General features: G+C 73.3%; 22 protein-coding genes and 1 pseudogene. 11 read left to right on the forward strand and 12 right to left on the reverse strand.

What is annotated here, in order from left to right:
- Positions 1-54: 54 nt before the first annotated feature.
- The 4 genes from DCW30_RS23385 to DCW30_RS23400 are packed head-to-tail and all read left to right on the forward strand — an operon-like array spanning position 55 to position 3,597.
- Positions 55-810 carry an enoyl-CoA hydratase family protein gene (locus tag DCW30_RS23385; RefSeq protein WP_076683228.1) on the forward strand — a complete coding sequence of 252 codons (756 nt, stop codon included), beginning with the start codon at positions 55-57 and terminating at the stop codon, positions 808-810.
- A complete protein-coding gene (locus DCW30_RS23390; RefSeq protein ID WP_076683230.1) occupies positions 807-1,718 on the forward strand; it encodes a CoA transferase subunit A in 912 nt (303 codons plus the stop codon). The genes DCW30_RS23385 and DCW30_RS23390 overlap by 4 nt, the downstream gene beginning before the upstream one ends.
- Complete coding sequence (locus tag DCW30_RS23395) at positions 1,715-2,494, forward strand: CoA-transferase subunit beta (protein WP_076683232.1); 780 nt, start codon at positions 1,715-1,717, stop codon at positions 2,492-2,494. The genes DCW30_RS23390 and DCW30_RS23395 overlap by 4 nt, the downstream gene beginning before the upstream one ends.
- 17 nt (positions 2,495-2,511) lie before the next feature.
- On the forward strand, positions 2,512-3,597 hold the full coding sequence (locus DCW30_RS23400) for an NAD(P)H-dependent flavin oxidoreductase (RefSeq protein ID WP_076688605.1): 1,086 nt from the start codon (positions 2,512-2,514) through the stop codon (positions 3,595-3,597).
- Positions 3,598-4,026: 429 nt separating this feature from the next.
- On the opposite strand, the gene DCW30_RS23405 is transcribed toward DCW30_RS23400, so the two are convergent.
- The 4 genes from DCW30_RS23405 to DCW30_RS23420 all read right to left on the reverse strand — a co-directional run bounded on the left by DCW30_RS23405 (position 4,027) and on the right by DCW30_RS23420 (position 9,519).
- On the reverse strand, positions 4,027-6,675 hold the full coding sequence (locus tag DCW30_RS23405; RefSeq protein WP_076683234.1) for an ATP-binding protein: 2,649 nt from the start codon (positions 6,673-6,675) through the stop codon (positions 4,027-4,029).
- A gap of 159 nt (positions 6,676-6,834) precedes the next feature.
- Positions 6,835-7,992, reverse strand: coding sequence for an acetyl-CoA C-acetyltransferase (locus DCW30_RS23410; protein ID WP_076683236.1), 1,158 nt, complete (start codon positions 7,990-7,992; stop codon positions 6,835-6,837).
- Positions 7,993-8,055: 63 nt separating this feature from the next.
- Positions 8,056-8,613 (reverse strand): TetR/AcrR family transcriptional regulator, encoded by a 558-nt coding sequence (locus DCW30_RS23415; RefSeq protein ID WP_062783533.1) that lies wholly within the window; start codon positions 8,611-8,613, stop codon positions 8,056-8,058.
- A 102-nt stretch (positions 8,614-8,715) separates the two neighbouring features.
- Positions 8,716-9,519, reverse strand: coding sequence for an SDR family oxidoreductase (locus DCW30_RS23420; protein ID WP_076683238.1), 804 nt, complete (start codon positions 9,517-9,519; stop codon positions 8,716-8,718).
- A 149-nt stretch (positions 9,520-9,668) separates the two neighbouring features.
- On the opposite strand from DCW30_RS23420, the gene DCW30_RS23425 reads away from it, so the two are divergent.
- The 4 genes from DCW30_RS23425 (at position 9,669) to DCW30_RS23440 (ending at position 14,522) form a co-directional block, all read left to right on the forward strand.
- Complete coding sequence (locus DCW30_RS23425; RefSeq protein WP_076683240.1) at positions 9,669-10,910, forward strand: acyl-CoA dehydrogenase family protein; 1,242 nt, start codon at positions 9,669-9,671, stop codon at positions 10,908-10,910.
- Positions 10,910-11,896, forward strand: coding sequence for an acyl-CoA dehydrogenase family protein (locus tag DCW30_RS23430; protein WP_076683242.1), 987 nt, complete (start codon positions 10,910-10,912; stop codon positions 11,894-11,896). Before DCW30_RS23425 ends, DCW30_RS23430 begins: the two co-directional genes overlap by 1 nt.
- Positions 11,897-12,106: 210 nt before the next feature.
- Positions 12,107-13,291 (forward strand): anhydro-N-acetylmuramic acid kinase, encoded by a 1,185-nt coding sequence (locus tag DCW30_RS23435; RefSeq protein ID WP_076683244.1) that lies wholly within the window; start codon positions 12,107-12,109, stop codon positions 13,289-13,291.
- Positions 13,292-13,559: 268 nt separating this feature from the next.
- Positions 13,560-14,522 (forward strand): DUF2510 domain-containing protein, encoded by a 963-nt coding sequence (locus DCW30_RS23440; RefSeq protein ID WP_076683246.1) that lies wholly within the window; start codon positions 13,560-13,562, stop codon positions 14,520-14,522.
- 207 nt (positions 14,523-14,729) lie between these two features.
- Here the strand turns inward: DCW30_RS23440 and DCW30_RS23445 are convergent, their stop codons facing one another.
- On the reverse strand, positions 14,730-15,314 hold the full coding sequence (locus tag DCW30_RS23445; RefSeq protein WP_076683248.1) for a TetR/AcrR family transcriptional regulator: 585 nt from the start codon (positions 15,312-15,314) through the stop codon (positions 14,730-14,732).
- Between the two features lie 161 nt (positions 15,315-15,475).
- Here DCW30_RS23445 and DCW30_RS23450 point away from each other — a divergent pair, with 161 nt between their 5' ends.
- On the forward strand, positions 15,476-16,339 hold the full coding sequence (locus DCW30_RS23450) for a phosphatase PAP2 family protein (protein ID WP_076683250.1): 864 nt from the start codon (positions 15,476-15,478) through the stop codon (positions 16,337-16,339).
- Complete coding sequence (locus DCW30_RS23455; RefSeq protein WP_167552449.1) at positions 16,336-17,247, forward strand: DMT family transporter; 912 nt, start codon at positions 16,336-16,338, stop codon at positions 17,245-17,247. The genes DCW30_RS23450 and DCW30_RS23455 overlap by 4 nt, the downstream gene beginning before the upstream one ends.
- Before the next feature lie 15 nt (positions 17,248-17,262).
- Here DCW30_RS23455 and DCW30_RS23460 read toward each other — a convergent pair whose 3' ends face one another.
- The 5 genes from DCW30_RS23460 to DCW30_RS37590 form a co-directional block, all read right to left on the reverse strand.
- Entirely contained in the window at positions 17,263-18,177 is a 915-nt protein-coding gene (locus DCW30_RS23460) for an LURP-one-related family protein (protein WP_076683252.1), read from the reverse strand.
- Positions 18,178-18,187: 10 nt separating this feature from the next.
- The gene (locus DCW30_RS37955; protein WP_250638358.1) at positions 18,188-18,592 is read right to left on the reverse strand and encodes a class I tRNA ligase family protein; all 405 of its coding nucleotides are present in this window, start codon (positions 18,590-18,592) and stop codon (positions 18,188-18,190) included.
- Positions 18,489-20,060: a class I tRNA ligase family protein gene (locus DCW30_RS23465; RefSeq protein WP_076683256.1), complete on the reverse strand. Its 1,572-nt coding sequence runs from the start codon at positions 20,058-20,060 to the stop codon at positions 18,489-18,491. The genes DCW30_RS37955 and DCW30_RS23465 overlap by 104 nt, the downstream gene beginning before the upstream one ends.
- Positions 20,061-20,218: 158 nt before the next feature.
- On the reverse strand, positions 20,219-20,584 hold the full coding sequence (locus tag DCW30_RS37585) for a recombinase family protein (RefSeq protein WP_309029224.1): 366 nt from the start codon (positions 20,582-20,584) through the stop codon (positions 20,219-20,221).
- A gap of 108 nt (positions 20,585-20,692) precedes the next feature.
- On the reverse strand, positions 20,693-21,085 hold the full coding sequence (locus tag DCW30_RS37590; RefSeq protein WP_237283329.1) for a zinc finger domain-containing protein: 393 nt from the start codon (positions 21,083-21,085) through the stop codon (positions 20,693-20,695).
- A gap of 320 nt (positions 21,086-21,405) precedes the next feature.
- Here DCW30_RS37590 and DCW30_RS23475 point away from each other — a divergent pair, with 320 nt between their 5' ends.
- Positions 21,406-22,362: a hypothetical protein gene (locus DCW30_RS23475; protein ID WP_076688607.1), complete on the forward strand. Its 957-nt coding sequence runs from the start codon at positions 21,406-21,408 to the stop codon at positions 22,360-22,362.
- A 46-nt stretch (positions 22,363-22,408) separates the two neighbouring features.
- On the opposite strand, the gene DCW30_RS37060 is transcribed toward DCW30_RS23475, so the two are convergent.
- Positions 22,409-23,071: a Tn3 family transposase gene (locus DCW30_RS37060; protein ID WP_205576651.1), complete on the reverse strand. Its 663-nt coding sequence runs from the start codon at positions 23,069-23,071 to the stop codon at positions 22,409-22,411.
- Positions 23,072-23,126: 55 nt separating this feature from the next.
- Positions 23,127-24,743 (reverse strand): annotated as a pseudogene (locus DCW30_RS38125) (Tn3 family transposase); the annotation flags it as partial.
- Positions 24,744-24,751: the final 8 nt, after the last annotated feature.

A 24,751-nucleotide genomic window follows, 5' to 3' on the forward strand; every position in this document is an offset into this window, starting at 1 on the left:
CGACTAACAAATGTTTGGTTGAAGGCGCGTGGGTGAAAGGTAGCGGATCCTCTGATGTCTGTCTCCACCTCCGTCCCCGACGAGGGCGTGACCGTCGTGACGGTCGACCACCCTCCCGTCAACGCCCTGCCCGTGCGCGGCTGGTTCGCCCTGGCGGACGCCGTGCGCGCCGCCGGGCGCGACCCCGCCACGCGCTGCGTCGTGCTGGCCGCCGAGGGGCGGGGGTTCAGCGCGGGCGTGGACCTCAAGGAGTTGCAGCGCGACAGCGGCCACGCGGCGCTGATCGGCGCCAACCGCGGCTGCTCCGCCGCCTTCTCGGCGGTGTACGCGTGCGAGGTGCCCGTCGTCGCCGCCGTGCAGGGCTTCTGCCTGGGCGGCGGCATCGGCCTCGTGGGGAACGCGGACGCGATCGTGGCCAGCGAGGACGCCACCTTCGGCCTGCCCGAGCTGGACCGGGGAGCGCTTGGCGCGGCCACCCACCTGGCCCGCCTCGTCCCGCAGCACCTGATGCGCGCCCTGTACTACACCGCGCGCACCGCGACCGCCGCCGAACTGCACGCGCACGGTTCCGTCTGGCGGGTCGTCGGGCGCGCCGGGCTGCGCGAGGCCGCGCTCGGCCTGGCCCGCGAGATCGCCCGCAAGGACGGCACGTTGCTGCGCTTCGCGAAGGCCGCGATCAACGGCATCGACCCGGTCGACGTGCACCGCAGCTACCGCTTCGAGCAGGGCTTCACCTTCGAGGCGAACCTCAGCGGCCTGGCCGACCGCATCCGCGACGACTTCGGCACGCGAGGGGAAGGCGGGGCATGAGCGACCACGGGACGACGGGGGCGGCCGGCGCGGGCGTGCCGGCCCGTGCGGGCAAGGTCATGACGCCCGAGGAGGTCGTGGGGCGCCTGGCGAGCGGGATGACCCTCGGCATCGGCGGCTGGGGCTCGCGCCGCAAGCCGATGGCCCTGGTGCGGGCCCTGCTGCGGTCCGACGTCACGGACCTGACCGTCGTGTCGTACGGCGGCCCGGACGTCGGCCTGCTCGCCGCCGCGGGCCGCATCCGCAGACTCGTCACGGCCTTCACCACCCTCGACTCCATCCCCCTGGAGCCGCATTTCCGGGCGGCACGCGAGCGTGGCGCCTTCCCGCTCGTCGAGCTGGACGAGGCGATGTTCCTGCAGGGCCTCACCGCGGGCGCCCAGCGCCTGCCGTTCCTGCCCACCCGCGCGGGCCTCGGCTCCGACGTCCTGCGCGTCAACCCCGGCCTGCGCACGGTCACTTCTCCCTACGAGGACGGGGAGGAGCTGGTGGCGGTGCCCGCCCTGCGGCTGGACGCGGCCCTGGTGCACCTGAACCGCGCCGACCGCTTCGGCAACGGCCAGTACCTCGGCCCCGACCCGTACGTCGACGACCTGTTCTGCGAGGCCGCCGACACCGCGTACGTGTCGTGCGAGCGGATCGTGGGCTCCGCCGAGCTGACCGCGCACGCGGCGCCGCAGACACTGCTGGTCTCCCGGCACTCGGTGACCGGCGTGACGGAGACGCCCGGGGGCGCACACTTCACCTCGTGCGCGCCCGACTACGGCCGGGACGAACCCTTCCAGCGTGCCTACGCCGCCGCGGCGGCCGAACCCGACGGCTGGCGGGCCTTCCACGACCGCTTCCTCTCCGGCGCCGAGCGGGACTACCACCTGGCCGTCCGGACATGGCACAAGGAGCAGCGATGACGCGCACCGGCCCGACGGACGAGCGGACGACGACCCGCGCGGAGTACTGCGTGATCGCCTGCGCCGAGGCCTGGCGTGGCGACGGCGAGATCCTCGCCTCCCCCATGGGCACGGTCCCCTCGGTCGCCGCCCGCCTCGCCAGGCTGACCTTCTCCCCCGAGCTGCTGCTCACGGACGGCGAGGCCCTGCTCATCGGTGACGTCCCCGCCATCGGCGCCGCCTCGGCCGTGACCGAGGGCTGGCTGCCGTACCGCAGGCATCTGACGATGGTGTCGGGCGGCCGGCGGCACGTGATGATGGGCGCGAGCCAGATCGACCGCTTCGGCAACCAGAACATCTCCTGCATCGGCGACTGGGAGCGGCCCGCGCGGCAGTTGCTCGGGGTGCGCGGGGCCCCGGCCAACACGGTCAACAACCCGGTGAGCTACTGGATACCGAAGCACTCGCCCCGCGTCTTCGTGCCGAAGGTCGACATGATCAGCGGCGTGGGATACGACAGCGCCGCCGCCGCCGGGCCCGCCGCCTCCCGCTTCCACGAACTGCGGCGCGTCGTCTCCGACCTCGGCGTCTTCGACTTCGCCACGCCGGACCACTCCCTGCGGGTCGTCTCCCTGCATCCGGGGGTGACGCCCGGCCGGGTGCGCGAGGCCACCGGATTCGCCCTGGCCGTGCCCGACGACGTGCCGTGCACCCGCGAGCCGACCGCCGAGGAGCTGCGGCTCATCCGCGACGTGGTGGACCCGCGGGGGCTGCGCGAGCGCGAGGTGCGGGCGTGACGGCGGCCCCGCCCGTCATCGAGACGCCGCTGACCCGGCTCGTCGGAGTGCGGCATCCCCTCGTGCAGACCGGCATGGGCTGGGTGGCGGGGCCGCGCCTGGTCTCGGCCGCCGCCGAGGCGGGGGCGCTCGGCATCCTCGCCTCCGCGACCATGTCCGTCGAGCGGCTGCGCGCGGCGGTGCGGGAGGTGAAGTCCCGTACGGACGCGCCCTTCGGGGTCAATCTGCGGGCCGACGCGGGAGACGCGCGGGAGCGGGTCGGGGTGATCGTGGAGGAGGGAGTGCGGGTCGCGTCCTTCGCGCTCGCGCCGTCCAGGGAGCTGATCGCCGAGCTGAAGGACGCCGGGGTGGTGGTGGTTACCTCGGTCGGCGCGCGACGCCACGCCGAGAAGGTCGCGGCGTGGGGCGCGGACGCGGTGATCGTGCAGGGCGGCGAGGGCGGCGGCCACACCGGCGAGGTCGCCACGACGGTACTGCTGCCGCAGGTGGCCGACGCGGTGGACATACCGGTGGTCGCGGCGGGCGGGTTCCACGACGGCCGCGGCCTGGTCGCCGCGCTCGCCTTCGGGGCGGCGGGGGTGGCCATGGGCACGCGTTTCCTGCTCACGGCGGAGTCGACGGTGCCGGACGCGGTCAAGGCCCGCTATCTGGCGGCCTCCGTCAAGGACGTCACGGTCACCACGCGCGTGGACGGCCTCCCGCACCGCATGCTGCGGACGGAGTTCGTGGCGGCCCTGGAGAAGTCGGGCAGGGCCGCGTCGCTGATACGCGCGGTGCGCCACGCGGCGGCCTTCCGCGAGGCCTCGGGCATGAGCTGGTCCCGGATGGTCCGCGACGGCCTGGCGATGCGGCACGGCAGGGAGCTGACGTGGAGCCAGGTGCTGCTCGCGGCCAACACCCCGATGATGCTCAGGTCCGCGATGGTGGACGGCCGCCCCGACCTCGGGGTGATGGCGTCGGGCCAGGTGGCGGGGGTCATCGACGACGTCCCGTCCTGCGCGGAGCTGGTGGGGAGGGTGATGCGGGAGGCGTACGAGGTCCTGGGGAGGCTGCGCGCGGGAGCCGAGGACCGACCCCGCACCGACGCCTCGGACCGGCCTTGACCGTGGCCTCGGACCGGCCTTGGCCCCGGCCTCGCACCGCCCGACCGTAGCCTCGCACCGCCCGGACCGGGGCCTCGGACCGGCCTTGATCCCGGCCTCGGAACTGGGGCCTCGGACCGGCCTTGGCCCCGGCCTCGCACCGCCCGACCGTAGCCTCGCACCGCCCGGACCGGGGCCTGGGACCGGCCTTGACCCCGGCCTCGGAACTGGGGCCTCGGACGGGCCTTGGCCCCGGCCTCGGACCGGCCTTGACCGTGGCCTCGGACCGGCCTCGGCCCCGGCCTCGAAACCGGCACCTCGGACGAGGCTTGACCGTGGCCTCGGACCGCCCGACCGGGCCGAGCCCGCGACCGACCGTGGCCTCGCCCCGAGCCGGGCGGCCCGGCGGCGAAAGGCGCGATCGCGTCAGCGGCGCCCCGCCCGCGGCCGCTACTGGCGCGCCGGCGCCAAGTGGTCGAGGGCCCGGTCGACCAGGCCGTCGGCGCCGCATTCGCGCGCCAGGGTGAGGCCCCGCTCCAGCTCCACGGCGGACTCCGCCGCGATGCCGTACTCGACGCGGGCCACGGCGTGTTCGTACGCGCAGGGCGAGGACTCCAGATAGGTGGCCGCCTTGCGGTAGAGGGCCACCGCGCGCCGTCCCGTCTCCAGGGCCGCCGCACATCGCAGAGCCTCACCGATCGCGGTGTCCGTGCCGAAGCGCTCGGCCTGCATGCGCGCGTCGGAGACGAGGTGCGCCGCCCGCTCGGGGTCCTCGTGCGCCAGGGCACGCGCCAGGTCGTACGCCCACGGGGCGAGCACGGTGTTGTACTGGCCGCGTGCCGTCAACGCCTGGGCCGTGGCCTCCAGTTGGCTCAGCCCCTCGTCCGTGCGACCGAGGGCGAGCAGCAGTCTGCCGCGCACCGACATGGCGTCGGGCACGTAGATCGTCGAGGCGGAGGGCGGCGCGAAGCCGTACTGGTCGGCGATCGCGCCGGCCTCCTCGACGTGCCCGCGTGCGAGGAGCGTGTCGATGAGCATGCTGGCCACCTCCCAGTGCATGGGCAGGCCCTCCCCGACGCGGTCGGCGAGGCGCAGACCCTCGCGCAGCGAGCGCTCGGCGTCGGCCAGCCGTCCGCGCCTGCGGTGCACATAGCCGAGGAAGGCGTGCGAGAGCGCGAGGTGACCGCCGCTCCAGCCCGCGCTCTCGTAGGCCCGCACGCCCTCGGTGAACAGGCTCTCCGCCCGGTCGATCCGGTCCGCGAAGGCGTAGCACCCGCCGAGCATCAGGCGGAGTTCGAAGCTCCACTCCGTGTCGGTCCAGCCGAGTCCCGGTGCGAGGCGGCCGTTGACGAGGGCGCGGTCGCACAGCTCGACCACCATCTCCGCGCTCTCCCCGCGCGTCATGGCGTCGAAGGCGCGCAGGATCAGCAGGGCGCGCTCGGAGTTGTCCCGGCCCGTGAGCGGCCCCGCCAGGGCGGCGAGCCGCCGCGAACGCCCCGGCGCGTCCTCCTCGCCCGCGTGGATGCCCTCCCACATGGAGCGCACGGCCTGCAGCCGCAGCCGCGTGGGCCCGGGGCCCAGCCGGCCCGCCTCCTCGTCGATGGCCCGCAGGCCCTCCTCCAGCTGGTCGTTGTGGACGAACGCCTGGGAGAGGCGGCACACCGCGTCGACGCGCAGTTCCTGGTCGAGGCCGTGCATGGAGAGTGCCTCGCGCAGGTGGGCGATGGTGGTGGCGGGCGAGGTGAGCAGCGTGGCGCAGCCCAGTTCGTAGAGCACGCGCGCGTGGATCTCGGGCAGCGGCGGTTCCCGCAGAGCCCGTTCGAGACAGCGCCGGGCCGCGTCGGGTGCGCCCACCGCGAGGTGTTCGGCGGCGGCCTGGCGCAGTTGCCCGACCAGTTCGGGGTCGTCGTCCGGGTGGACTTCGAGCAGGTGCCGGGAGGCGGCGGCGGCGCCGAGCCCGGCCAGGGTCACGACGGAGGCGGCCCGGCCGTGCAGGGCGGTGCGCGTGGCCCCGGAGATGGAGCGGTAGATCGTGCTCGCGATCTTCGGCTGGACGAACTCCAGGTCCTCGCCGTCGCGCAGCAGGATGCGCGCGGTGCGGAGCCGGTCCACGCAGTCCTCCGCCTTGTCGCGGGACATTCCGGCGAGCCGGGCGGCCAGGTCAAGGGAGATGTCCGTGCCGAGGACGGCGGCCGCCCAGGCGAGGCGGATGGCGTCGGGTCCGAGGCTCTCCAGGCGGGCCACCAGGCCGTTGCCCTTGGGGGTGCGGTTGAGGGCGCGCAGGCCGTCGGCGCAGCTCTCGACCGGTTCGAGTTCGCTGTCCTGCACCTTGGCGAGCAGTTCCACCGTTTCGTACGGGTTGCCGCCGGTGACCGCCCAGATCTCGCGGCAGAACGGGGCGTCGGCGTGCTCGCCGAGGGTGGCCCGGGTCAGGCTCGCGACGGCGTCCGGGCCGAACGGGCGCAGGATGCTGAGCGTGTGGGCCGCCGCGTCGACGGCGGCGAGGTGGCGGGCGCTGTCGCCCTCGGCCCCGCCGGTCCGGTGGGCGACCACGACGAGCACGGACAGCTCGTCGAGGCGGCGGACGAACGCGGCGAGCCACTGCAGCGTCTCCTGGTCGGCCCAGTGCGCGTCGTCGATGATGAGGACGAGCGGCCACTTCCAGTGGGCGAGCCGGGTGACCGCCTCGACCAGGCCGTCGCAGACGGCCTGCGGGTCGACCTGCCGCCCGCCGGGTTCGGTGACGCCGAGGGCGGGGCCCGCGATCTCGTACCAGTCGCCGAGGTACTCGTGGATCTCCTCGGGCGTGAGGGCGACGAGCGCGGGCTGGAGGAGCTGGCGCACGACGTTGAAGGGGACGGAGGTCACCGTCTCGCCGCCGCGCGCCGACCAGACGGTGGCGCGGCCCTCCGCCATGCCGCGCACCGCGGCGAGAAGCGCCGTCTTGCCCGTGCCGGCCTCGCCGCCGAAGACCAGGAGCCGGCCCGCGCTCGTGGAGTCCATGCGGAGATCGTCGAGGGCGTGGGACGCGGCGGCGAGCTCGTCGTCGCGCTCCCACAGCGGGGCCCAGGCGGCTCCTTCGGGCCGTCCGTGCGTCATCGCTTCCTCCCCGGATCGCTCGATCGACGTACTGAGTCGAGCCTAGCCGGGTCGGCGCCGCCGTGGAGCGCCGTCAGGGCACGTACTCCGACGGGGTGGCACGAGGCGCCGGGGGCTGATGGCGCGCGGCGTACGCGGCAGGGGCGGCCGGAGCCCGTGTCACAGGCGCTCGATGATCGTCACGTTGGCCTGGCCGCCGCCCTCGCACATCGTCTGGAGGCCGAACCGGCCGCCGGTGCGCTCCAGTTCGTGCAGGAGGGTCGTCATCAGCCGGACCCCGGTCGCGCCGAGGGGGTGGCCGAGGGCGATGGCGCCGCCGTTGACGTTGACCTTCTCGGGGTCGGCGCCGGTCTCCTTCAGCCAGGCGAGGACGACCGGCGCGAACGCCTCGTTGATCTCGACCAGGTCGATGTCGGCGATGGTCATGCCGGCCTTCTTCAGGGCGTACGCGGTGGCGGGGATCGGTGCGGAGAGCATCCGGATGGGGTCCTCGCCGCGCACGGAGAGGTGGTGCACGCGGGCGCGGGGCGTCAACCCGTGTTCCCGCACCGCCCGTTCGCTCGCGAGCAGCATCGCCGCGGCGCCGTCGGAGATCTGCGAGGAGCAGGCGGCGGTGAGGGCGCCGCCGGCCAGGACGGGTGCGAGGCCCGCCATCTTCTCCAAGGTGGTGTCCCTGCGCGGGCCCTCGTCGGCGGTGACGTCGCCGTACGCGACGAGTTCGCGCGCGAAGCGGCCCTCGTCGATGGCGCGGACCGCCCGCCGGTGGGAGCGGAGCGCGAACTCCTCCATGTCGCGGCGGGATATGTCCCACTTGGCGGCGATGAGCTGGGCGCCGTGGAACTGGTCGACCGGCCGGTCGCCGTAGCGGGCCCGCCAGCCCTCGCTGCCCGCGTAGGGGCCGTCGGTGAGGCCGAGGGGTTCGGCGGCGGCGCGGGAGGCGAAGGCGATGGGGATCATCGACATGTTCTGTGTGCCGCCGGCCACGACGAGGTCCTGGGTGCCGGACAGGACGCCCTGCGCGGCGAAGTGCACGGCCTGCTGGGACGATCCGCACTGCCGGTCGATCGTCACGCCGGGCACCTCCTCCGGCAGCCCGGCGGCCAGCCAGCTGGTGCGGGCGATGTCACCGGCCTGCGGCCCGACGGTGTCCAGACAGCCGAAGACGACGTCCTCCACGGCCGCGGGGTCGGCGCCGGAGCGCTCGATGAGCGCCGTGAGGACATGGGCGCCGAGGTCGGCGGGGTGGACGGCCGAGAGCCCCTTCCCGCGCCTGCCGACGGGCGTGCGGACCGCTTCGACGATGTAGGCCTCGGCCATGGCGTGCTCTCCTCGGTCGTGGAACGCGTCGGTCGTGGAACGCGCCGCACTCCGGCGCGGTTCTCACGTGCGTACGGAGATGCCGTCCAGGACCATCGACAGGTACTGGCGGGCGATCTCCTCGGGGCTGTGGCCTCCGCCGGGGCGGTACCAGGACGCGGCGACCCAGACGGTGTCGCGCACGAAGCGGTAGGCGAGGCGGGTGTCCAGGTCGTCGCGGAAGACGCCTTCGGCGACACCGCGCTCCAGTGTCGTCAGCCACGCCTTCTCGAAGCGCTGCTGGGAGTCGGCCAGATACTGGAAGCGCTCCTGCGCGACCAGGTGCCTGGCCTCCTTCTGGTAGATCGCGACGGCGGCGCGGTGCCGGTCGATCTCCCGGAAGGACTCGGTGACCAGGGCCTCCAGCGTGGCCCTGGGGTCCAGCTCGGCCCGGAGCACGCCGTCGTACCCGTCCCACAGCTCGGTGAGGAAGGTGCGCAGGATCTCTTCGAGCATCGACTCCTTGGAGTCGAAGTGGTAGTAGAGGCTGCCGGCGAGCATGCCCGCGGCGTCGGCGATCTTGCGGACCGTGGTGGCGTTGTACCCCTGCTCGGCGAAGACGTCGGCGGCGATGCCGAGCAGTTCGCGGCGCCGCTCGGGCGACGGGCTCTGCCGCGCCGCGCCGGGGCCCCGCGGCGGCGTGCTGGTGCTCTGTTTCGGTTTCGACACGGGCCCATTCTCCGCCTACGCGTGCTGACTGCTGACCGAGACCGTCTCCCCCGTCATGTACGAGGAGTAGCCCCCGGCCAGGAAGACGATGACGTTGGCGATCTCCCACGGCTCCGCGTGCCGTCCGAACGCCTCGCGGGCCGTGAGCTCTTTCAGGAGCTCGGGCGAGGTGACCTTCGCGAGGTGGGGGTGCATGGCGAGGCTGGGTGCGACCGCGTTGACGCGGATGCCGTGCGGGGCCGCCTCGACCGCGGCGCAGCGGGTGAGGGCCATGACGCCCGCCTTGGCCGCGGCATAGTGCGCCTGGCCCGCCTGGGCGCGCCAGCCGAGCACCGAGGCGTTGTTCACCATGACGCCGCCGTGTGCGCCGGCCCGCAGGCGGCGCAGGGCCGTGCGGGTGCAGCGGAAGGTGCCGGTCAGCGTCACGTCGATGACCTTGTCCCACTCCTCGTCGGTCATCTCGGTGAGCTGCGCCGTGCCGCCGAGGCCCGCGTTGTTCACCACGATGTCCAGGCGGCCGTGGCGGGTCTCCGCCAGGTCGAACAGGCCCCGCACCTGCGCCTCATCGGTCACGTCGCACGGGATGCCGTCCACGCGGTCCGCGCCGAACTCCGCGGCGAGCGCCGCCACCGTCTCCTGGGTGCGCCGCGGGTGGGCGTCGCCGATGACGACATGGGCCCCCTCTTCGAGGAAGCGGCGGGCGGTGGCGCCTCCGATTCCTGCTCCCGCGGCGGCCGTGATCACCGCGGTGCGGCCCACGAGCAGGTCATGGCCCGGCGGGCAGACGGGCGCGTCCGGCGGACGAGCGGATGCCTCCATGGGTTGCCCTCCCGTCCTGGACCGCGGCCGCGCCGAACGGCCCTCGGCTCTCGACTCCTCGACACCGCTCAGGGTAATCTACCAAACACTTGTTAGAAAAGCGTGGAGGCATGCACGTACGCGCGAGAAAAGGAGGGGGCGGGCCGCCGATGGATCTCGACTTCACCGCGGAGGAGCGCGCGTTCGGGCAGCGGGCGCGCGCGTGGCTGGCCGCGCATGTGCCCGCGGCCCCGCTGCCGTCCCTGGAGACGGAGGCGGGGTTCGCGGCCCACCGGGAGTGGGAGCGCGAGCTCGCGGCGGACCGCTGGTCGGCGGTCTCCTGGCCCGAGGAGTACGGCGGGCAGGGCGCCGGCCTCGTCAAGTGGCTGCTGTTCGAGGAGGAGTACCACGCGGCGGGGGCTCCGGGCCGGGTCTCGCAGAACGGCATCAGCCTGCTCGCGCCGACCCTCTTCGACCACGGCACCGCCGAGCAGCGCGCCCGGGTGCTGCCCGCCATGGCGACCGGCGAGGTGATCTGGGCCCAGGCCTGGTCGGAGCCCGAGGCGGGCTCGGACCTGGCGTCGCTGCGGTCCACCGCGCGGCGGACCGCCGGCGGCTGGCTGCTCGGCGGCCAGAAGGCCTGGTCGTCACGGGCCGCCTTCGCCGACCGCGCGTTCGGACTGTTCCGCCGCGAGCCGTACGAGGCCGGGGCGGGCGCGTCGGGGCCCGGGCGTGACGGCGCCCCGGCGTCGCCCGAGCCGCACCAGGGGCTGGTGTACCTGATGTTCTCCCTGCGCGCGGACGGGGTGACGGTCCGTCCCGTGGGGCGTCTGGACGGCAGGCCGGCCTTCGCCGAGATCTTCCTCGACGACGTCTTCGTGCCCGACGAGGACGTCATCGGCGAGCCGGGCCAGGGGTGGCGCATCGCCATGTCGACCACCGGCAACGAACGCGGCCTGACCCTGCGCTCCCCCGGCCGCTTCCTCGCCACGGCGGACCGTCTCGCCCGGCGCTGGCGGGCGCAGGGCGACCCGCAGGACACGGCCCTGCGCGACCGGGTCGCCGACGCCGTCATCGGGGCGCGCGCGTACGAACTGTTCACCTGGGCGAGCGCGTCGCGCCTCGCGGCCGGGGAGACGCTCGGCGCCGAGTCCAGCCTGAACAAGGTGTTCTGGTCGGAGCACGACATCGCCACGCACGAGACGGCGCTCGATCTGCTGGGCGCGGAGGGGGAGTTGACCGACGGGGGTGGTGGGGCCGACGGGGGTGGCGGTGGCGCGGCCGGCCCGGCGTACGACTGGCTCGACGGGTACGTCTTCTCGCTCGCCGGGACCATCTACGCCGGGACCAACGAGATCCAGCGCGACATCATCGCCGAGCGGCTGCTCGGACTGCCGAAGGGGCGTCGCTGATGCGGTTCGCACTCGACGCCGGGCAGCGGGAGTTCGCCCGGTCGCTGGACGCGATGCTGACGGCGGCCGACACCCTGGCCGTCACGCGCGCGTGGGGCGCGGGCGACCATGCCCCCGGGCGGGCCGTGTGGCAGCGGCTCGCGGACGCCGGGGTGTTCGCGCTGGCGGTTCCGCAGGAGTACGAGGGGCTGGGCCCGCTGCCCGCCGAGACGGCCGTCGCCTTCGTCGAGCTCGGCAGGCACGCCGTGGCGGGCCCGGCCGTCGAGACGGTGGCCGCCGCGGCGTTGCTCTCCCGCCTGGCCGCGCTGGGCGAGACGGCGTCGGCCGAGCGGTTCCTGCCCGCGCTCGCCTCGGGCGGGACGAGCGCCACGCTGACGCTCCCGGACGGCGGGCCGTACGCCGTGGACCCCCACGTGGCGGACATCGTCCTCGCGGTGGACGAGGCCGGGCTGCGCCTCGCGCCCGGCCACGCGCGCGTGCGTCGCTCCCTCGACCCGGCACGGCGTCTGGCCGCACCGCTGCCCGGCGGCGAACCGCTCGCCAAGGGCCCTTCGGTGACCGAGGCCGCCCGGCACGCGACGCGCTGGGCGGCGCTCGCCACGGCCGCGCAGAGCCTCGGAGTCGGGCTCGCGCTGCTCGACCGCACCGTGGCGCACGTGCGGCAGCGCACCCAGTTCGGCGCGCCGATCGGGTCGTTCCAGGCGGTCAAACACCGCCTCGCGGATGTCCTGGTGGCCCTGGAGTTCGCCCGGCCACTGGTGTTCGGGGCCGCGCTGACCATGGCGCCGGGGGACGTCGCCGCGGCCAAGGTGGCGACGTCCGACGCGGCGTACGGGGCGGCGCGCGCGGCGCTCCAGCTGCACGGGGCGATCGGGTACACCGCCGAGTTCGACCTCGCCCTGTGGCTGACCAGGGCGAGGGTGCTGCGGAGCGCCTACGGTGGCCCGGGGCTGTGGCGGGGGCGGGTCGTCACCGCGTGGGAGTGAGCCCGCCGTACCGGGCCCGCGCCCCCAGTGACTCAGCGCGCGGGGTGGCGGCGCCCGGCCCGCGGCTGAGGGGAAAGCGCAGGTCCGGCGGTCGGGCCGGCATGGCGAAGCGCGGAGTCCGATGACATGTTCGAGTAAGGGGGGTCACTCCCGGGCCCGGGGATGCGATGATCAAGCGCACGGGCGAGCCGACCGGGAAGGAGGCCCCACGTGCGCGTGATCGGGCTCATGTCAGGGACCTCGTACGACGCGATCGACGCGGCAGCCGCCGATCTGGACCTGGACGGCGACTGCCTGACGCTCACTCCCCTGGGGTTGATCAGCCGGGGCTACGACGAGGGGCTGCGCTCCCGGCTCGCCGCCGCGCTGCCGCCCGCGGACACCACGCTCGCCGAGGTCTGCCGGCTCGACACGGAGATCGGCCGGGCCTTCGCCGCCGCGGCCGTCGAGGCGGACCGCGAGCTGTGCGACGGGCAGGCCGAGCTGGTCGCCTCGCACGGCCAGACCGTCTACCACTGGGTGGCCGACGGGCAGGTGCACGGCACCCTGCAGATCGGCCGCCCGGCGTGGATCGCCGAGGCGACGGGGCTGCCGGTGGTCGCCGACTTCCGCCCCCGTGACATCGCGGCGGGCGGCCAGGGCGCGCCCCTGGTCAGCCTCGTGGACCGGATGTGGCTGCGCGGCAGGCCCGGCGCCCCCGCCGCGCTGAACCTGGGCGGCATCGCCAACATCACCGCCCCCGACGGCACGGCCTTCGACACGGGCCCGGCCAACGCCCTGCTCGACGCGGCGGTGAGCGAGGCCACGGACGGCCGCCTGGCCTACGACGCGGACGGCGACCTCGCCGCCCGCGGCGCCGTCCACGAGCCGCTGCTCGCCCGGCTCCTCGCCGAGCCGTACTACGCGCTCCCCGCGCCGAAGACGACCGGCAAGGAACTCTTCCACCTGCCCTATCTCCGTACGGCGTTGCGGGGGTTCGAGGCGCTGGCCCCCGAGGACGTCGTCGCCACGCTGACCCTGCTCACCGCCCGCACGGTCGCCGACGCGGTCCGCTCGGTGCGGGCCACGGAGGTCATCGCCTCCGGCGGCGGCACGCGCAATCCGGCGCTGATGGCGGCGCTGCGGGCGGAGTTGGGCGGCGGCGTCGCGCTGCGCACCTCCGACGAGCTGGGCATGCCGTCCGCGGCGAAGGAGGCGTACGCCTTCGCCGTCCTCGGCTTCCTGACCCTGCACGGCCTGCCCGGCACCGACCCGGTGAGCACGGGGGCACGGCACGCCAGCGTCCTCGGCTCGCTCACTCCCGGCCGCCCGGGGGCGCCCTGGCCGCGACCGGTCCGGGCGAGCGAGGGGCCGGTGCGGCTGGTCGTCGACGGGGTGGGACACGGCGGCCGGTAGCGGTCGCCCCCCGGCGCCCCCTCTCTCGGCACCCCCGGGACCGAGCACCCCCGGGACCGAGCACCCGCGGGCCGGTCTCGGCGCGCCGAAGAGCTGATGAGCCGAAGAGCTGATGAGCCCAAGCGGCGAAGAAGCGAAGAACGGACAGATCCCGGAAGTGCCCGAACGGCCGGGGTGGGTGAGGGCCGGTGGGCGCCCGTGCGGGGCGGGGCCGGCGAGAACCGCCCCTCTCATCCCGCTTTCACGGTGTGCTCATACTCTGGCGCCCATGACGCAGATGACTCCCCCCGGCTGGTACCCCGATCCCGGCCAGGCCGCCGGCGCCCCTCCCACCGAGCGCTGGTGGGACGGGAACGCGTGGACGGACCAGGTGCGCGCCGCCGGCGGCGCGTTCACGCAGCCCGGCCAGCAGCCCGGCCAGCCCGCCTTCCCGGCGTACCCGGCACATCCTCCGGCGCCGCGGCGGCGCGGCCTGCGCGTGGCGATCGCCGCGGGCGCGGTGCTCGTCGTCCTCGCCGGGATAGGCGGGGGTGTGTACGCCCTCACCTCCGACGACGACGGTGACGGCGGCTCCGCGTCCGAGGAGGCCTCGTCCGGGGCCCCGCGGGCGCCGCGGGGCTCGGAGGCCCCCGACGCGCCCCGGTCGCCCGAGTCCGACGCCCCCCGGGCGCCGGGGGCGCCCGAGCAGGAGGCGGGCTTCGCGACCGACCCGGTCAACGGCATCAAGATCCCGATCCCCGACGGCTGGAAGGGCGGGACCACGGCGAAGGGGGCCGGGGTGCAGACGGACCCCATCCCGTGTCCGGGCAACAGCGGCGAGCAGTGCACTCGCGGCAGCGCGTTCTCCCAGTCCGCCGAGGAGCTGAAGCTCGACGCGAAGACGCCCGAGGAGGCCGCGAAGCAGGACATCGCCAAGAACGCGAAGGAGGGGTACGGCGGCAAGACCTACGGCCGGATCACCTCGCACAAGGTGCTGGCCTCCAAGGCGATCACCGTCGCGGGGCAGAAGGGCTACTACGTCCGCTGGAAGGCCGTCACGGAGAAGAGCGACGACGGGTACGTCCAGTCGCTGGCCTTCCCCTCGCCCGCCGACAAGGACAAGATCGTCGTCGTCCGCATGGGCATCGACGTGAACGACAAGGCGCCCTCCCTGTCGGCCATGGACACGATCGCCAAGGGCATCAAGGCGGGGCCGACCGGCGGCGGAGGCGGCACGGGCCAGGACGTCTGACCGGACGGGCCGCCGGGAGCTCTGGCCGGCGCCCCGGGGCGGTGCCCCCAAGCACCGCCCACGGGCCGCCGGACCAGCGGGCCGGGCGGGGTTCCTCGCCGCTCAGGAGGAACCCCGGCCGGCCCGGGGGGTGCGCGCCGCCCCCGTCCCCACGGTGCGGCGCGGGCAGACCCGAGTCACGTCATCCGGCGGACTCGGGCCCACGATTCAGGTGAGGCCCAGCGCGGGTAGCACGCAGGCCTCGACGAAACGGGTCAGATACTCCTCGTCGGCGTCTTCGCCCTCGATGACCGGCCTGGCCCGCACCGCGCCGAAGAGCTGCACCGTGAGGAACTCCACCGCCGGGTGCCCCGCCGCGATCTCACCGCGCTCGACGCCCCGCCGGATGATCGCCTCCATGGCCTGGAGCTCCGGCTCCACCAGCGTCTCACGCAGCGCCCGCTGCAGGTCGACGTCCTGGAGGACCGCGTGGCTGAGCGCCTGCACCAGCATGGTGTCACGCCCCGACTGCTCGCCCGCGGCGCGGGCCGCGGCCCGCAGGTCCCCGGCGAGGCTGCCGGTGTCGATGTCCGCGAAGCGCACGCAGCGGTTGGCCCGCAGCGCCGCCGCCACGAACTGCGGCTTGGTCTTCCACTGCCGGTAGAGCGTGGACTTGCTGCACCGGGTGGTCGCGGCCACGCCCTCCATGGTCAGGGACTCGTACCCGCACTGGCGGAGCTGGTCGAGGACGGCGTCGTAGAACTCCTGCTCACGCTCCGGCGTGATCTTCGAGCGGCTCGACGTCGGCGTCATGACTCTTCTCCTCGGTACGGCGGCCGATCCGGTGCCATCGGCCTCCATCGATACGCCAGTGTACCGGTACGCCTGCGTATCGGTACACTGGCGTATCGATGAGTGGGGCGATCCCCCGCTCCGCACCGCACCACCCAGTCGTCACGTAAAGGGGCCGGGGGATGAAATCCCGAACCGAGCCTGCCGAACGGGAGCCGGACTCAAGCGTCCGGGAGCCGGACACCTCTGCCCGACCGCCCCTCGTCCGCGAGCTCCTCCTCGTCATAGGACTCTTCCTCGTCTACAAGTTCGGCAGGCAGCTCGCCAACGGACACACCGGCGAGGCCTTCCGCAACGCGCACCACGTGTGGGACGCCGAGCGGACCCTGCGCCTGCCCGGCGAGGGCGCCGTGCAGGACCTCCTGCTGCACGGCGAGCCGCTGATCCACGTCGCGAACACGTACTACGCGACCGTGCACTTCCCCGCGACCCTGCTCTTCCTGGTCTGGCTCTACGCGCGCCGCCCCCGGCACTACGTCTGGGCCCGCCGGGTGCTCGCCGCGCTCACCGCGGCGGCGCTCCTGCTGCACCTGGGCTTCCCGCTCGCGCCGCCGCGGATGCTGGACGCCGCCCGCCTCGTGGACACGGCGCAGGTGTACGGGCCCTCGGTGTACGCCGCGAAGCCCGCGACGGACACCATGGCCAACCAGTTCGCCGCCATGCCCTCGCTGCACTTCGGCTGGGCCCTGATGGTCGCCGTCGGCATGATCGTCGCCACCTCGACGCGGTGGCGCTGGCTGTGGCTGCTGCATCCCCTGCTGACCCTGCTCGTGATCGTCGGCACGGCGAACCACTACTGGCTCGACGCGATCACGGCGACCGTCCTGCTCGGCGTCGCGCTCGCGGTGATCCGCCTGCCGCGCCCGCGCCGGTCCCTGGTCGTGCGCCACTCCCCCGGCGCGGCGCACGAGCCACCCGCCGCCCCGCCCGCCCCGCCCGGCCGGGCCGACGCGCCCGAGCTGATCGCCGCGGGGGCCGGACGGTGAACGCCACGCTTCTCGCCGTCGCGCTCTCCCTCGTCTCGGCCGCCGCGTACGCGGCGGCGGCCGTGGCCCAGGAACGCCTCGCCTCCCGGGTCACCGAGGGCGAGAGCGGGGCCCTGCGGATGCTTGCCAGCGGTGTCTGGTGGTCGTCGGTCGGGCTCAACGCCGCCGCCGCGCTGCTGCACGTGGCCGCCCTGAAGTACGGCCCGCTCACGCTGGTCCAGCCCCTCGGGGCGCTCACCCTCGTCGCGGCCGTGCCGCTCGGCGCCCGCATCGCGGGACGCCGGGTCACGCGCCTGGAGTGGCGCGGAACCGGGCTCACGCTCATCGGCCTCGGCGCGCTGCTCCTGACCGCTTCGGGGCCCGCCCCCGACGACACCCTGACCGTGCCGGAGGCGCTGGTCGTGGCCGCCGGGACCATGGTCGTCATCGGGGTGCTCTCGCGGCCCGGCACCCGGCCCGGGCTGCGGCACGCGACCGCGTCGGGCTTCGCGTCCGGCGTCGCCTCAGCGCTCACACAGACGGTCACGGTCGCGGTCACCGACCGCTCGGGGCCGCTGCTCACCCCGCAGGTCGTGGTCGTGGCGCTGCTGGTGGCCGCCTTCGCCGCCGGGGGCCTGCTGCTCTCGCAGACCGCCTACCGCGGCGGCCTCGGCGCCCCGCTCGCCGTGGTGACGCTCTCCAATCCGGTCGCGGCCTCGGTCATCGGCGTGGCACTGCTCGGTGAACGCCTCCAGGGCGGCGTCGTGGGCATCCTCCTCGCGGTGGCGGGCGCCGCGGTCGCCGCGTGCGGGGTGGTCGTGCTCACCCGCTCACCCCGCGCCGCCGCGGGCGTCCCGGCGCCGGAGTACCTGCCGGCGATCCCGGGCCAGGCCGTGGAACCGGCCACGCTGCACCTGTCGCGCTCCTGACGGGCCCGGGCCCGGTCACCCGAAGCCGCGGGAGTCCTGCTTGAGGGCGGTGTCGACGGTCAGCGCCGTCGCCACGACCAGGCTCAGGAGCGGCTCGGGCAGCTGGTAGTGGATCTGCAGGACGTAGTTGTCCGCGGTGGTGAACATGGTCTTGGCGAGGCCTTCCCACGTCTTCGTGATCCGGGCGACCTCGTTGTCCGCGTGGTCGACGATCGCGAAGTTCCACGCGCGCCAGTTCTCCGCCTTGATCGCGCCGACCTGCTGGCCGTTCACCATCATGCCGAAGTTGATCTTGCCGATCATGTTCTGCTGGACGATCTCGCCGATCGGCTGTCCGTCCGGACGCTCGACGATCACCCGCGACTTCATGAACTTCGCGGGGCGGGTCAGCAGCATCTGCGGCCGGCCGTGGGCGTCGCGGATCTCCAGCTTGTGGGTCATGAACTGGTCGACGCTGGAGACGAAGCGCGTGACCTTCTTGAGCGTGCTCTGGCCCACCTGCACGACCGAGCCGAGCGTGTTGCCCGACTGGTCCATGACGCTGTATTCGTTGGTCAGCTCGATGAGCTTGGCCTTCTGGTTCACCACCAGGACCGGCTCGGTGAAGAGCGTGCCGCCGCCCTGCGCGGCCGGCGCCACCCCCGCCTGCTGCTGCACCTGGCGCTGCACCCTGGCCGGGTCGGCGGCCACCGGCGCGGCCTGGAACTGCGCCGGCGCCTGACCGAACTGACCCTGCGGAACCGCCTGGGGCTGCGCCTGCTGGGGTGCCTGCTGCGCCTGCTGGGCAGGGGCCTGGCCCTGGGGCCGGCCGGCCTGCTGACCCGGGCTGGTGTGCTCGGTCCACCGGGAGCCGTCCCACCAGCGGAGCAGCTGAGCCGCGCCGTGAGGGTCCGCGTACCAGCCTTCAGGAGTGTTCGCATGCGTCGTCACCCGCCAGACCCTACCTTCCGGCCATACGTATCCCGCCAGTCCTGTGCGGCGGACCGCCTCGCTGGAGATCGGCGTCCAGCCGCAGCGGCCCCCGGTCCTCGCGCAGCTCCGCCTCCGCGATGCGGCCCGCCGCCCGCACGTCGCCCTCGGCCAGCGCGAACCGGTCGAGGACCGCGCGGGGCGCCGACACCGTGGCCCGCGCGACCTCGGCCCGCATGGACAGCTTCGCCCGGGACTTGGCCCCCCGGACGGCCGCGATCGCCTCCGACGCCGTGCCGAGCAGCGCCTCGTCGCCCGTGTGCCGGCGCAGCTCATCGGCGCTCGGCCAGGCGGCGCGGTGCACGGACCCGTCCCGCCACCACGACCAGACCTCCTCCGTGACGAACGGCAGGACCGGCGCGAAGAGCCGCAGCAGGACGTCGAGCGCCGTGCCCAGGGCGGCCCGCGCCGACTCCATGGCCGCGGGTGCCGCCGTGGTCGCCGTACGCCCTGGCCTTGACCAGTTCCACGTAGTCGTCGCAGAAGCGCCAGAAGAGCTGTTCCGTACGGTCCAGGGCGCGCGCGTAGTCGAAGGCGTCGAAGGCGGCGGTGGCCTCGTCCACGGTCGAGGCGAGCGCGGCGAGCAGCGCCCGGTCCAGCGGCTCAGTGACGGCGGCGGTGGCCTCCGCGTCGCCCTCTGTGCCGCCCGCTTCGGCCCCGCCCAGGCTCAGGACGAACTTGCCGACGTTGAGCAGCTTCATGGCCAGGCGTCGCCCGATCCGCATCTGCCCGACGTCGAACGCGGTGTCCGTGCCGGGCCGCCCGCTCGCCGCCCAGTACCGGACCGCGTCGGACCCGTGCCGGGCGAGCAGGTCGTCGGGGGTGACGACGTTGCCCCGCGACTTCGACATCTTCTTGCGGTCGGGGTCGAGGATCCAGCCGGAGATCGCCGCGTGTTTCCACGGCGTCGAGCCGTGCCCGGTGTGGGCGCGCACGATGGTCGAGAACAGCCAGGTGCGGATGATCTCGTGGGACTGGGGGCGCAGGTCCATGGGGAAGACCCGCGCGAACAGATCGGGGTCCGTACGCCACTTGCCCGCGATCTGCGGGGTGAGCGAGGAGGTCGCCCAGGTGTCCATGACGTCGGGGTCGCCCGTGAAGCCGTGCGGTTCACCGCGTTGGCCGGCCGTGTAGCCGGGCGGGGTCTCGGCGCTCGGGTCGACGGGCAGCGCTGTCCGGTCCGGCACGATGGGGCGGGAGTGGTCCGGCTGCCCGGCGCCGTCCAGCGGGTACCAGACGGGGATCGGGACGCCGAAGAACCGCTGGCGGCTGATCAGCCAGTCGCCGTTGAGGCCGCCGACCCAGTTCTCGTAGCGGATCCGCATGTGCGGCGGGTGCCACTCCACCTCGGCGCCGCGCGCGAGGAGCTCGTCGCGCAGCCCGGCGCCACGGCCGCCGCTGCGGACGTACCACTGGCGGGTGGTGACGATCTCCAGGGGCTTGTCGCCCTTCTCGAAGAACTTCACGGCGTGCGTGCCCGGACGCGGCTCGCCGAGCAGGTGGCCGCTCTCGCGCAACAGCCCGACGATCCGTTCGCGCGCGGTGTGCGCGGTGGCGCCCGCGAGCCTCGCGTACGCGGCGACGGCGTCCGGCGTCTCGACGCCGCTCGGCGGTTCGGCGAGGAGGCGGCCGTCCCAGCCGATGACCGGCCGGGTGGCGAGCCGCAGCTCACGCCACCACGTGACGTCGGTGGTGTCGCCGAACGTGCAGACCATCGCGATACCCGTGCCCTTGCCGGGCGCCGCGAGGCGGTGCGCGACGACCGGGACCTCGACGCCGAAGAGCGGGGTGCGGACCGTGGTGCCGAACAGCGTGCGGTGACGCTCGTCGTCGGGGTGGGCCACCAGCGCGACACAGGCGGGCAGCAGCTCCGGGCGGGTCGTCTCGATCTCGACCGTGCGGCCGTCCGCTCCGGCGAAGGCGAGCCGGTGGTGGGCGGCGGGGCGCTCCCTGTCGGCCCTGGAGTCCTAGCTCCCACACCTGCCGCAAAGTAGCGGGGTGATCAAGCACTCGCCGCTGTGGCCTGCTCGTTGTGCTCACGCAGCATCCGCATGACGGTGGCGGGCGAGGGGTGTTGTCCTTTCTTGGCGCCGGTGGTGATGACGAGTCGCTTGGCGATGTCGCGCAGGCTCATCTCCTGGTTGCGCAGGTGGAGGGCCCTGGACAGCATGTCCTCGTCGGTGACTCCGGCGCCGCCGATGGTCTTGCCGCGCTTGCGGGCGGACTCGTGTCCTTCGAGGGTGCGGTCGCGGATGTACTCGCGTTCCATACCGGACATGGCCGCGAGCACGGTGAACACGATGCCGGAGGGGTCGTGCGAGCCCTTCAGTTCTCCGGTGAGGAACTCCAGGCCGACGTCGCTCGCTATTCAGTTCCTCGGCGAGCATGGCGAGTTCGATGCCGCGGCCGAGCCGCTTGTGCTCGTGGACGACGAGAGTTACAGCGACGCCGGAGGACCGGATCTCCCCAGCGAGCTTCACGGCGGCCTCCAGCTCGGGGCGCCGGGTGGCGCGGTGGAGATCTTCTCCGAGAAGACCCGCGTCACCCCGGCCTCGGCGAGGGAGTCGAGCTGCGCGTCGAGGGACTGCCGGGCAGTCGAGGCCCGCGCGTAGCCGAGGCGAACGTGCCCGACCGGTTCGGCGCCGGCACTCACGGCCCGGGGCAGCTCGGTCCACACAGACCCCGGCTTGCGTACGGCCGGGGTCGGCACGCTGAGAACCTTGGCGAGTTGGGGCACGAGGCGGAAGCGAGCGGTGTGGTACTGGATGGCCACCTTGCCCTTGCCGATCCGGCACGGGGAGCCCGCCGGCGCGGCGCAGGTGGACATCGGGCAGTCGCGCGATTCCACGCGCTTGACGTCGTCGCTCACGCCCAGGAGCGTTTCATGAGGGTGTTTCAGCATTCCAGTTGTTTGCAACAACTCACGAAACATGATCGCCGCAGGTGGACCGCCGGACGGGCGGCTGTTTCACGAGCGACCACCTATGAAACATCGCCAGCCCGGCGGCCTTTGGCAGTGGGGCGTGGGGCGTGGCTGGTCCACGCCCCGGGAAGGTGTCCGAATGCCACGCTGAATGTCGCGTGCGTGGCGATACTGATTATCCGGGCGCGGAGCCTTGAAGACACTGTGCATTGGAACCGGGGGAGCACATGGAGACTTCTGAACTGGCGACCATGGCAGTCGCGGTCATGACCGCGACTGCGACCGGAGCGGCGACCGCGGTCGGCCAGAGCGCCGGAACCGCGGTCGCCGATGCTTTACACGCCCGGCTAGCCTCAACGGAGCGGGGGCGTGCGGCCCTGGACACACTGAACCAGGCCCCGGAGGACCCGGCTGCACAGGACACGGCCCGGTCCGTGGTCCAGGAGGAGATCGAGGCGGACCCGGAGCTGCGGCGTCAGCTGCAACTGCAGTTGACCGCACCGGCAACCAACGCCACGGGCAGCCTTCTGATCACCGGCAGCCAGGTGTCGCGCAGCTCCATCGCTCTTGGCCCGCTGACCATCAACAACACCCGGGGCGGGCGGGCCGTCATCGCCCTGGTGGCTGCTCTGCTGCTGGCCCTGGTCGTGCTGGCCGTGTACGGGGGCACACGGCTGATCATGGTCGACGACTCCCCCGAATCGTCGCAGGACGACAGTGCACGCCATGCCGTGCGAGCCCTGAACGTCAGCGAGGTCAAGAGGGTCGTTCCGGACCTGACGAGCATGCCCTCCGGCTGGGAGAGATCCGGGTCCCTCGCGACTGGCAAGGAAGAGGAAAACGGGTGCTCAGGTGCCCAGGCGCGCTTCAGCACGAACAACTGGAACAACGGCAGCACGAGGACGGTCTGGGCCGAATTCACGGTGTGGTCCTGCCCCAGCGCGGCGCTGACCACGAAGAGGTTCGAGGAAACCCGGTCGGGCGTCGCCAACAACAACAAGGCGAGGGAGATCTCCCTCCCGGAGCTCGGCGACCAGCGCTCCGCGATCACCCACTACAACATCGACCTCGACGAGACGACAGCCGTCGCCCTGGCCCGCGTCGGCACCGTCCTCGTCGAGCTGGAATACCAGCCGGTGCCCGACGACTCGGGCTGGTCCAGGGAGTTCGAGCAGTTGGCCTCGGCGGTCACCACCCGCGCCCAGCAGGTCCAGAACGCCTGACCCGCGGCCTCGTTCATCCGAGAGTAGGTGAGGTCTTGGAAGTCTTTCATCGTGTCTCCGCCCTCAATCGGTCGGCGGCGTCCGCCGGGGTGCGGGGGCGAGGCACGGTGAACCCCAGGTCGAGGCGCTTGTCCATGTCCAGGCGGAAGGTGCCGTACGGGTTGACGTTCGACCAGAACAGCGCGGTCAGGCCACGCCGGTCCTCGTCGCTCAGCCTCCTCGCCCATGCCGGTTCGGCCAGGACCTGCTGCACCAGCAGGGTGTTGACGTGCACGAGCGCAGACCGGAGCAGGTGCAGGGCGAGCATTGACGTCTCGGCGTGTTCCTTGTCCGGGCCGGTCAGGGCGCCGTCCTTGCCGTAGTGGAGCACGGTGTTCGCGCTGTTCCAGTTCTCCACGACCTGGAGCCCGCCGTGGATCTCGCGGCGCAGGCCGGGGCTGGCGAGGTAGCCGCAGGCGAAGACCGTGCGAACTGCGCGGCCGAGTTCTTCGAGGGCCTGGTAGGTGGGGTGCTTGGGGCCGCCGCGGGTGAAGCGCCGCAGCGCCTGCTCCGCCTCCGCCGTGCCGAGCCGGAGCGCGGTGGCGTACTTGACCATCTGGTCGTATTGCTGCTCGATCAGCTCCCAGCGGATCGGCCGCGTCAGCGAGGTGCCGAGCGTCGGCCAGCCGGGCGGGGCATCGTCCGGGCGGTACAGCCGGATACTGCCGATGTTTCTTCAGCCGCGGTAGCAGGCGGAAGTTCAGCAGCTCGGTGAACGCGAACCCGACTACGCTCGCGCCGTGTGTGTCCACGTAGTTGGACTCGATCTCGGCGTCCGCGCAGTGCCGCAGCAGGCCCTCGATCATCGCCGCGACCTCGGACGACGAACAGTTCTTGAGCTGGGAGTAGATGCAGACGTTCTTCCGCTCGACGTGCCAGTAGATCATCACGCCGTTGCCGCCGTAGCGGGCGTGGTACTCGGTCATGAAGTTCGAGGACCAGGACCCGGACTTCTCCGAGTCCGACGCACACGCGGTCCCTTGGCCCCACCATGCGGTGTCGCGAGCGGCGAAGGTGGCGTTCACCAGCCTGGTGACAGCGGCCCGCAGGCTGTCGACGGTGATGAAGTGCCGGCGCACGTGCCGCAGCACGGCCTCGCTCTCGCCGTGCTCGCCGGTCGCCACGATCGCGCGGATGCCCATGTTCGTGCCCAGCGCGAAGAGAGCGAGCAGCAGGCGGCGCTGGAGAACGTCACGCTCGATGCGCTCGTACGCGGCCACCGAGGAGAACTCTTCGGTGAAGCCGGTGAGGGAGTCGGCGTTCTTCAGCACGTCCAGGAGATCCAGGACGTCCCAGCGGCGTGCGACCTCCTCCTTGAGGGCCGCCAGGCCGGTGGGCTCGGCCAGCGGCTCCAGCTTCGGCACGGTGATCCACGGCTCGCCCTTGCGGATGGTGACCTTCACCCCGCCCGCCGAGCCATCCGCGAGCGCCGCCGAGAGCCCGTCCAGGGCCGCGGTCATGCGCTTCTTCAGGTCCGCGATGAACGCCCGCGGGTTCAGCGGCTGGCGGATCGCGGCGTAGTGCACCGCGCGGGTGGCCTCGAAGGCGCCAGGCAGGTCGTCCTCCGGATTGCACCAGCGGGCCGCGCCCTCGACGTAGATCTCGCGGCGGCGCACCGCGTCCCGCAGCGCCACCAGGACGCACAGCTCGTACGGGATGCGCTCGATGCGGCCCATGTCATCAACGACCGCCTCGCGCCAGTCTTTGCGCACCACGCCGTCCATCGGCACGACGTCGGTGGCGTCGTAAAAGCGGATCTTGCCGTCGACATCGGCGTACTTGGCCAGCAGCGCGAGCGCGTCCATCACCGGCCGATAGGCGGTGTTGTCGCACCTGAAGCCCAGCGTCTTCAGCAGCGGCGGCAGCATCTGCCGGTAGTAGGAGCTGTACGACGACCGGAGCGTGGTGCGGACCTTGGCCTTGAAGACCTTCTCGTTCGCCTTCGCCTCGGCCACCAGCTCGCGCAGCGTCATCTCTCCGACTATCGGGAACAGGGCACGGCGTACGACCTCGTCGGGCTTGCCGACAGCGGCCGTCGCCAGCTTGACGAGGATGCCCTCCTTGCCGCGAACCTTCTTCAACTCGGCGGTGAGCTGCTTCTCCACCCGCCGCTCAGCACGAGCGTTGATCTTGTGGACCAGGGCGACCAGCAGGTCAACCAGGGCGTCGGTGATCTCAGCCTGACGAGACGTGCACAGCGCGGCGAGCAGGGTGATCCGTACGTCCTCCGCCGTGTCGCGGAAGTCCGAGGGATACATCTTGATCGCCCGTGCCCGCCAGGCGGCTACCAGCTTCTCCGAGCAGTCCGCGAACAATCCGTCGGGCAGCCCGAGCTTGCGCATGTCGTTGA

This window comes from Streptomyces alfalfae (genome assembly GCF_004127445.1).
GTDB classification, from domain to species: Bacteria; Actinomycetota; Actinomycetes; order Streptomycetales; family Streptomycetaceae; genus Streptomyces; species Streptomyces alfalfae.

What these genes read in the sequence shown, in the direction of transcription:
- DCW30_RS23425 (WP_076683240.1), top strand. Translation starts at nt 9,669, where the DNA reads ATGGATCTCGACTTCACCGCGGAGGAGCGCGCGTTCGGGCAGCGGGCG.
- DCW30_RS23430 (WP_076683242.1), top strand. Translation starts at nt 10,910, where the DNA reads ATGCGGTTCGCACTCGACGCCGGGCAGCGGGAGTTCGCCCGGTCGCTG.
- DCW30_RS23475 (WP_076688607.1), top strand. Translation starts at nt 21,406, where the DNA reads ATGACCGCGACTGCGACCGGAGCGGCGACCGCGGTCGGCCAGAGCGCC.
- DCW30_RS23385 (WP_076683228.1), top strand. Translation starts at nt 55, where the DNA reads ATGTCTGTCTCCACCTCCGTCCCCGACGAGGGCGTGACCGTCGTGACG.
- DCW30_RS23440 (WP_076683246.1), top strand. Translation starts at nt 13,560, where the DNA reads ATGACGCAGATGACTCCCCCCGGCTGGTACCCCGATCCCGGCCAGGCC.
- DCW30_RS23395 (WP_076683232.1), top strand. Translation starts at nt 1,715, where the DNA reads ATGACGCGCACCGGCCCGACGGACGAGCGGACGACGACCCGCGCGGAG.
- DCW30_RS23420 (WP_076683238.1), bottom strand. Translation starts at nt 9,519, where the DNA reads ATGGAGGCATCCGCTCGTCCGCCGGACGCGCCCGTCTGCCCGCCGGGC.
- DCW30_RS23450 (WP_076683250.1), top strand. Translation starts at nt 15,476, where the DNA reads ATGAAATCCCGAACCGAGCCTGCCGAACGGGAGCCGGACTCAAGCGTC.
- DCW30_RS23405 (WP_076683234.1), bottom strand. Translation starts at nt 6,675, where the DNA reads ATGACGCACGGACGGCCCGAAGGAGCCGCCTGGGCCCCGCTGTGGGAG.
- DCW30_RS23390 (WP_076683230.1), top strand. Translation starts at nt 807, where the DNA reads ATGAGCGACCACGGGACGACGGGGGCGGCCGGCGCGGGCGTGCCGGCC.
- DCW30_RS23445 (WP_076683248.1), bottom strand. Translation starts at nt 15,314, where the DNA reads ATGACGCCGACGTCGAGCCGCTCGAAGATCACGCCGGAGCGTGAGCAG.
- DCW30_RS23410 (WP_076683236.1), bottom strand. Translation starts at nt 7,992, where the DNA reads ATGGCCGAGGCCTACATCGTCGAAGCGGTCCGCACGCCCGTCGGCAGG.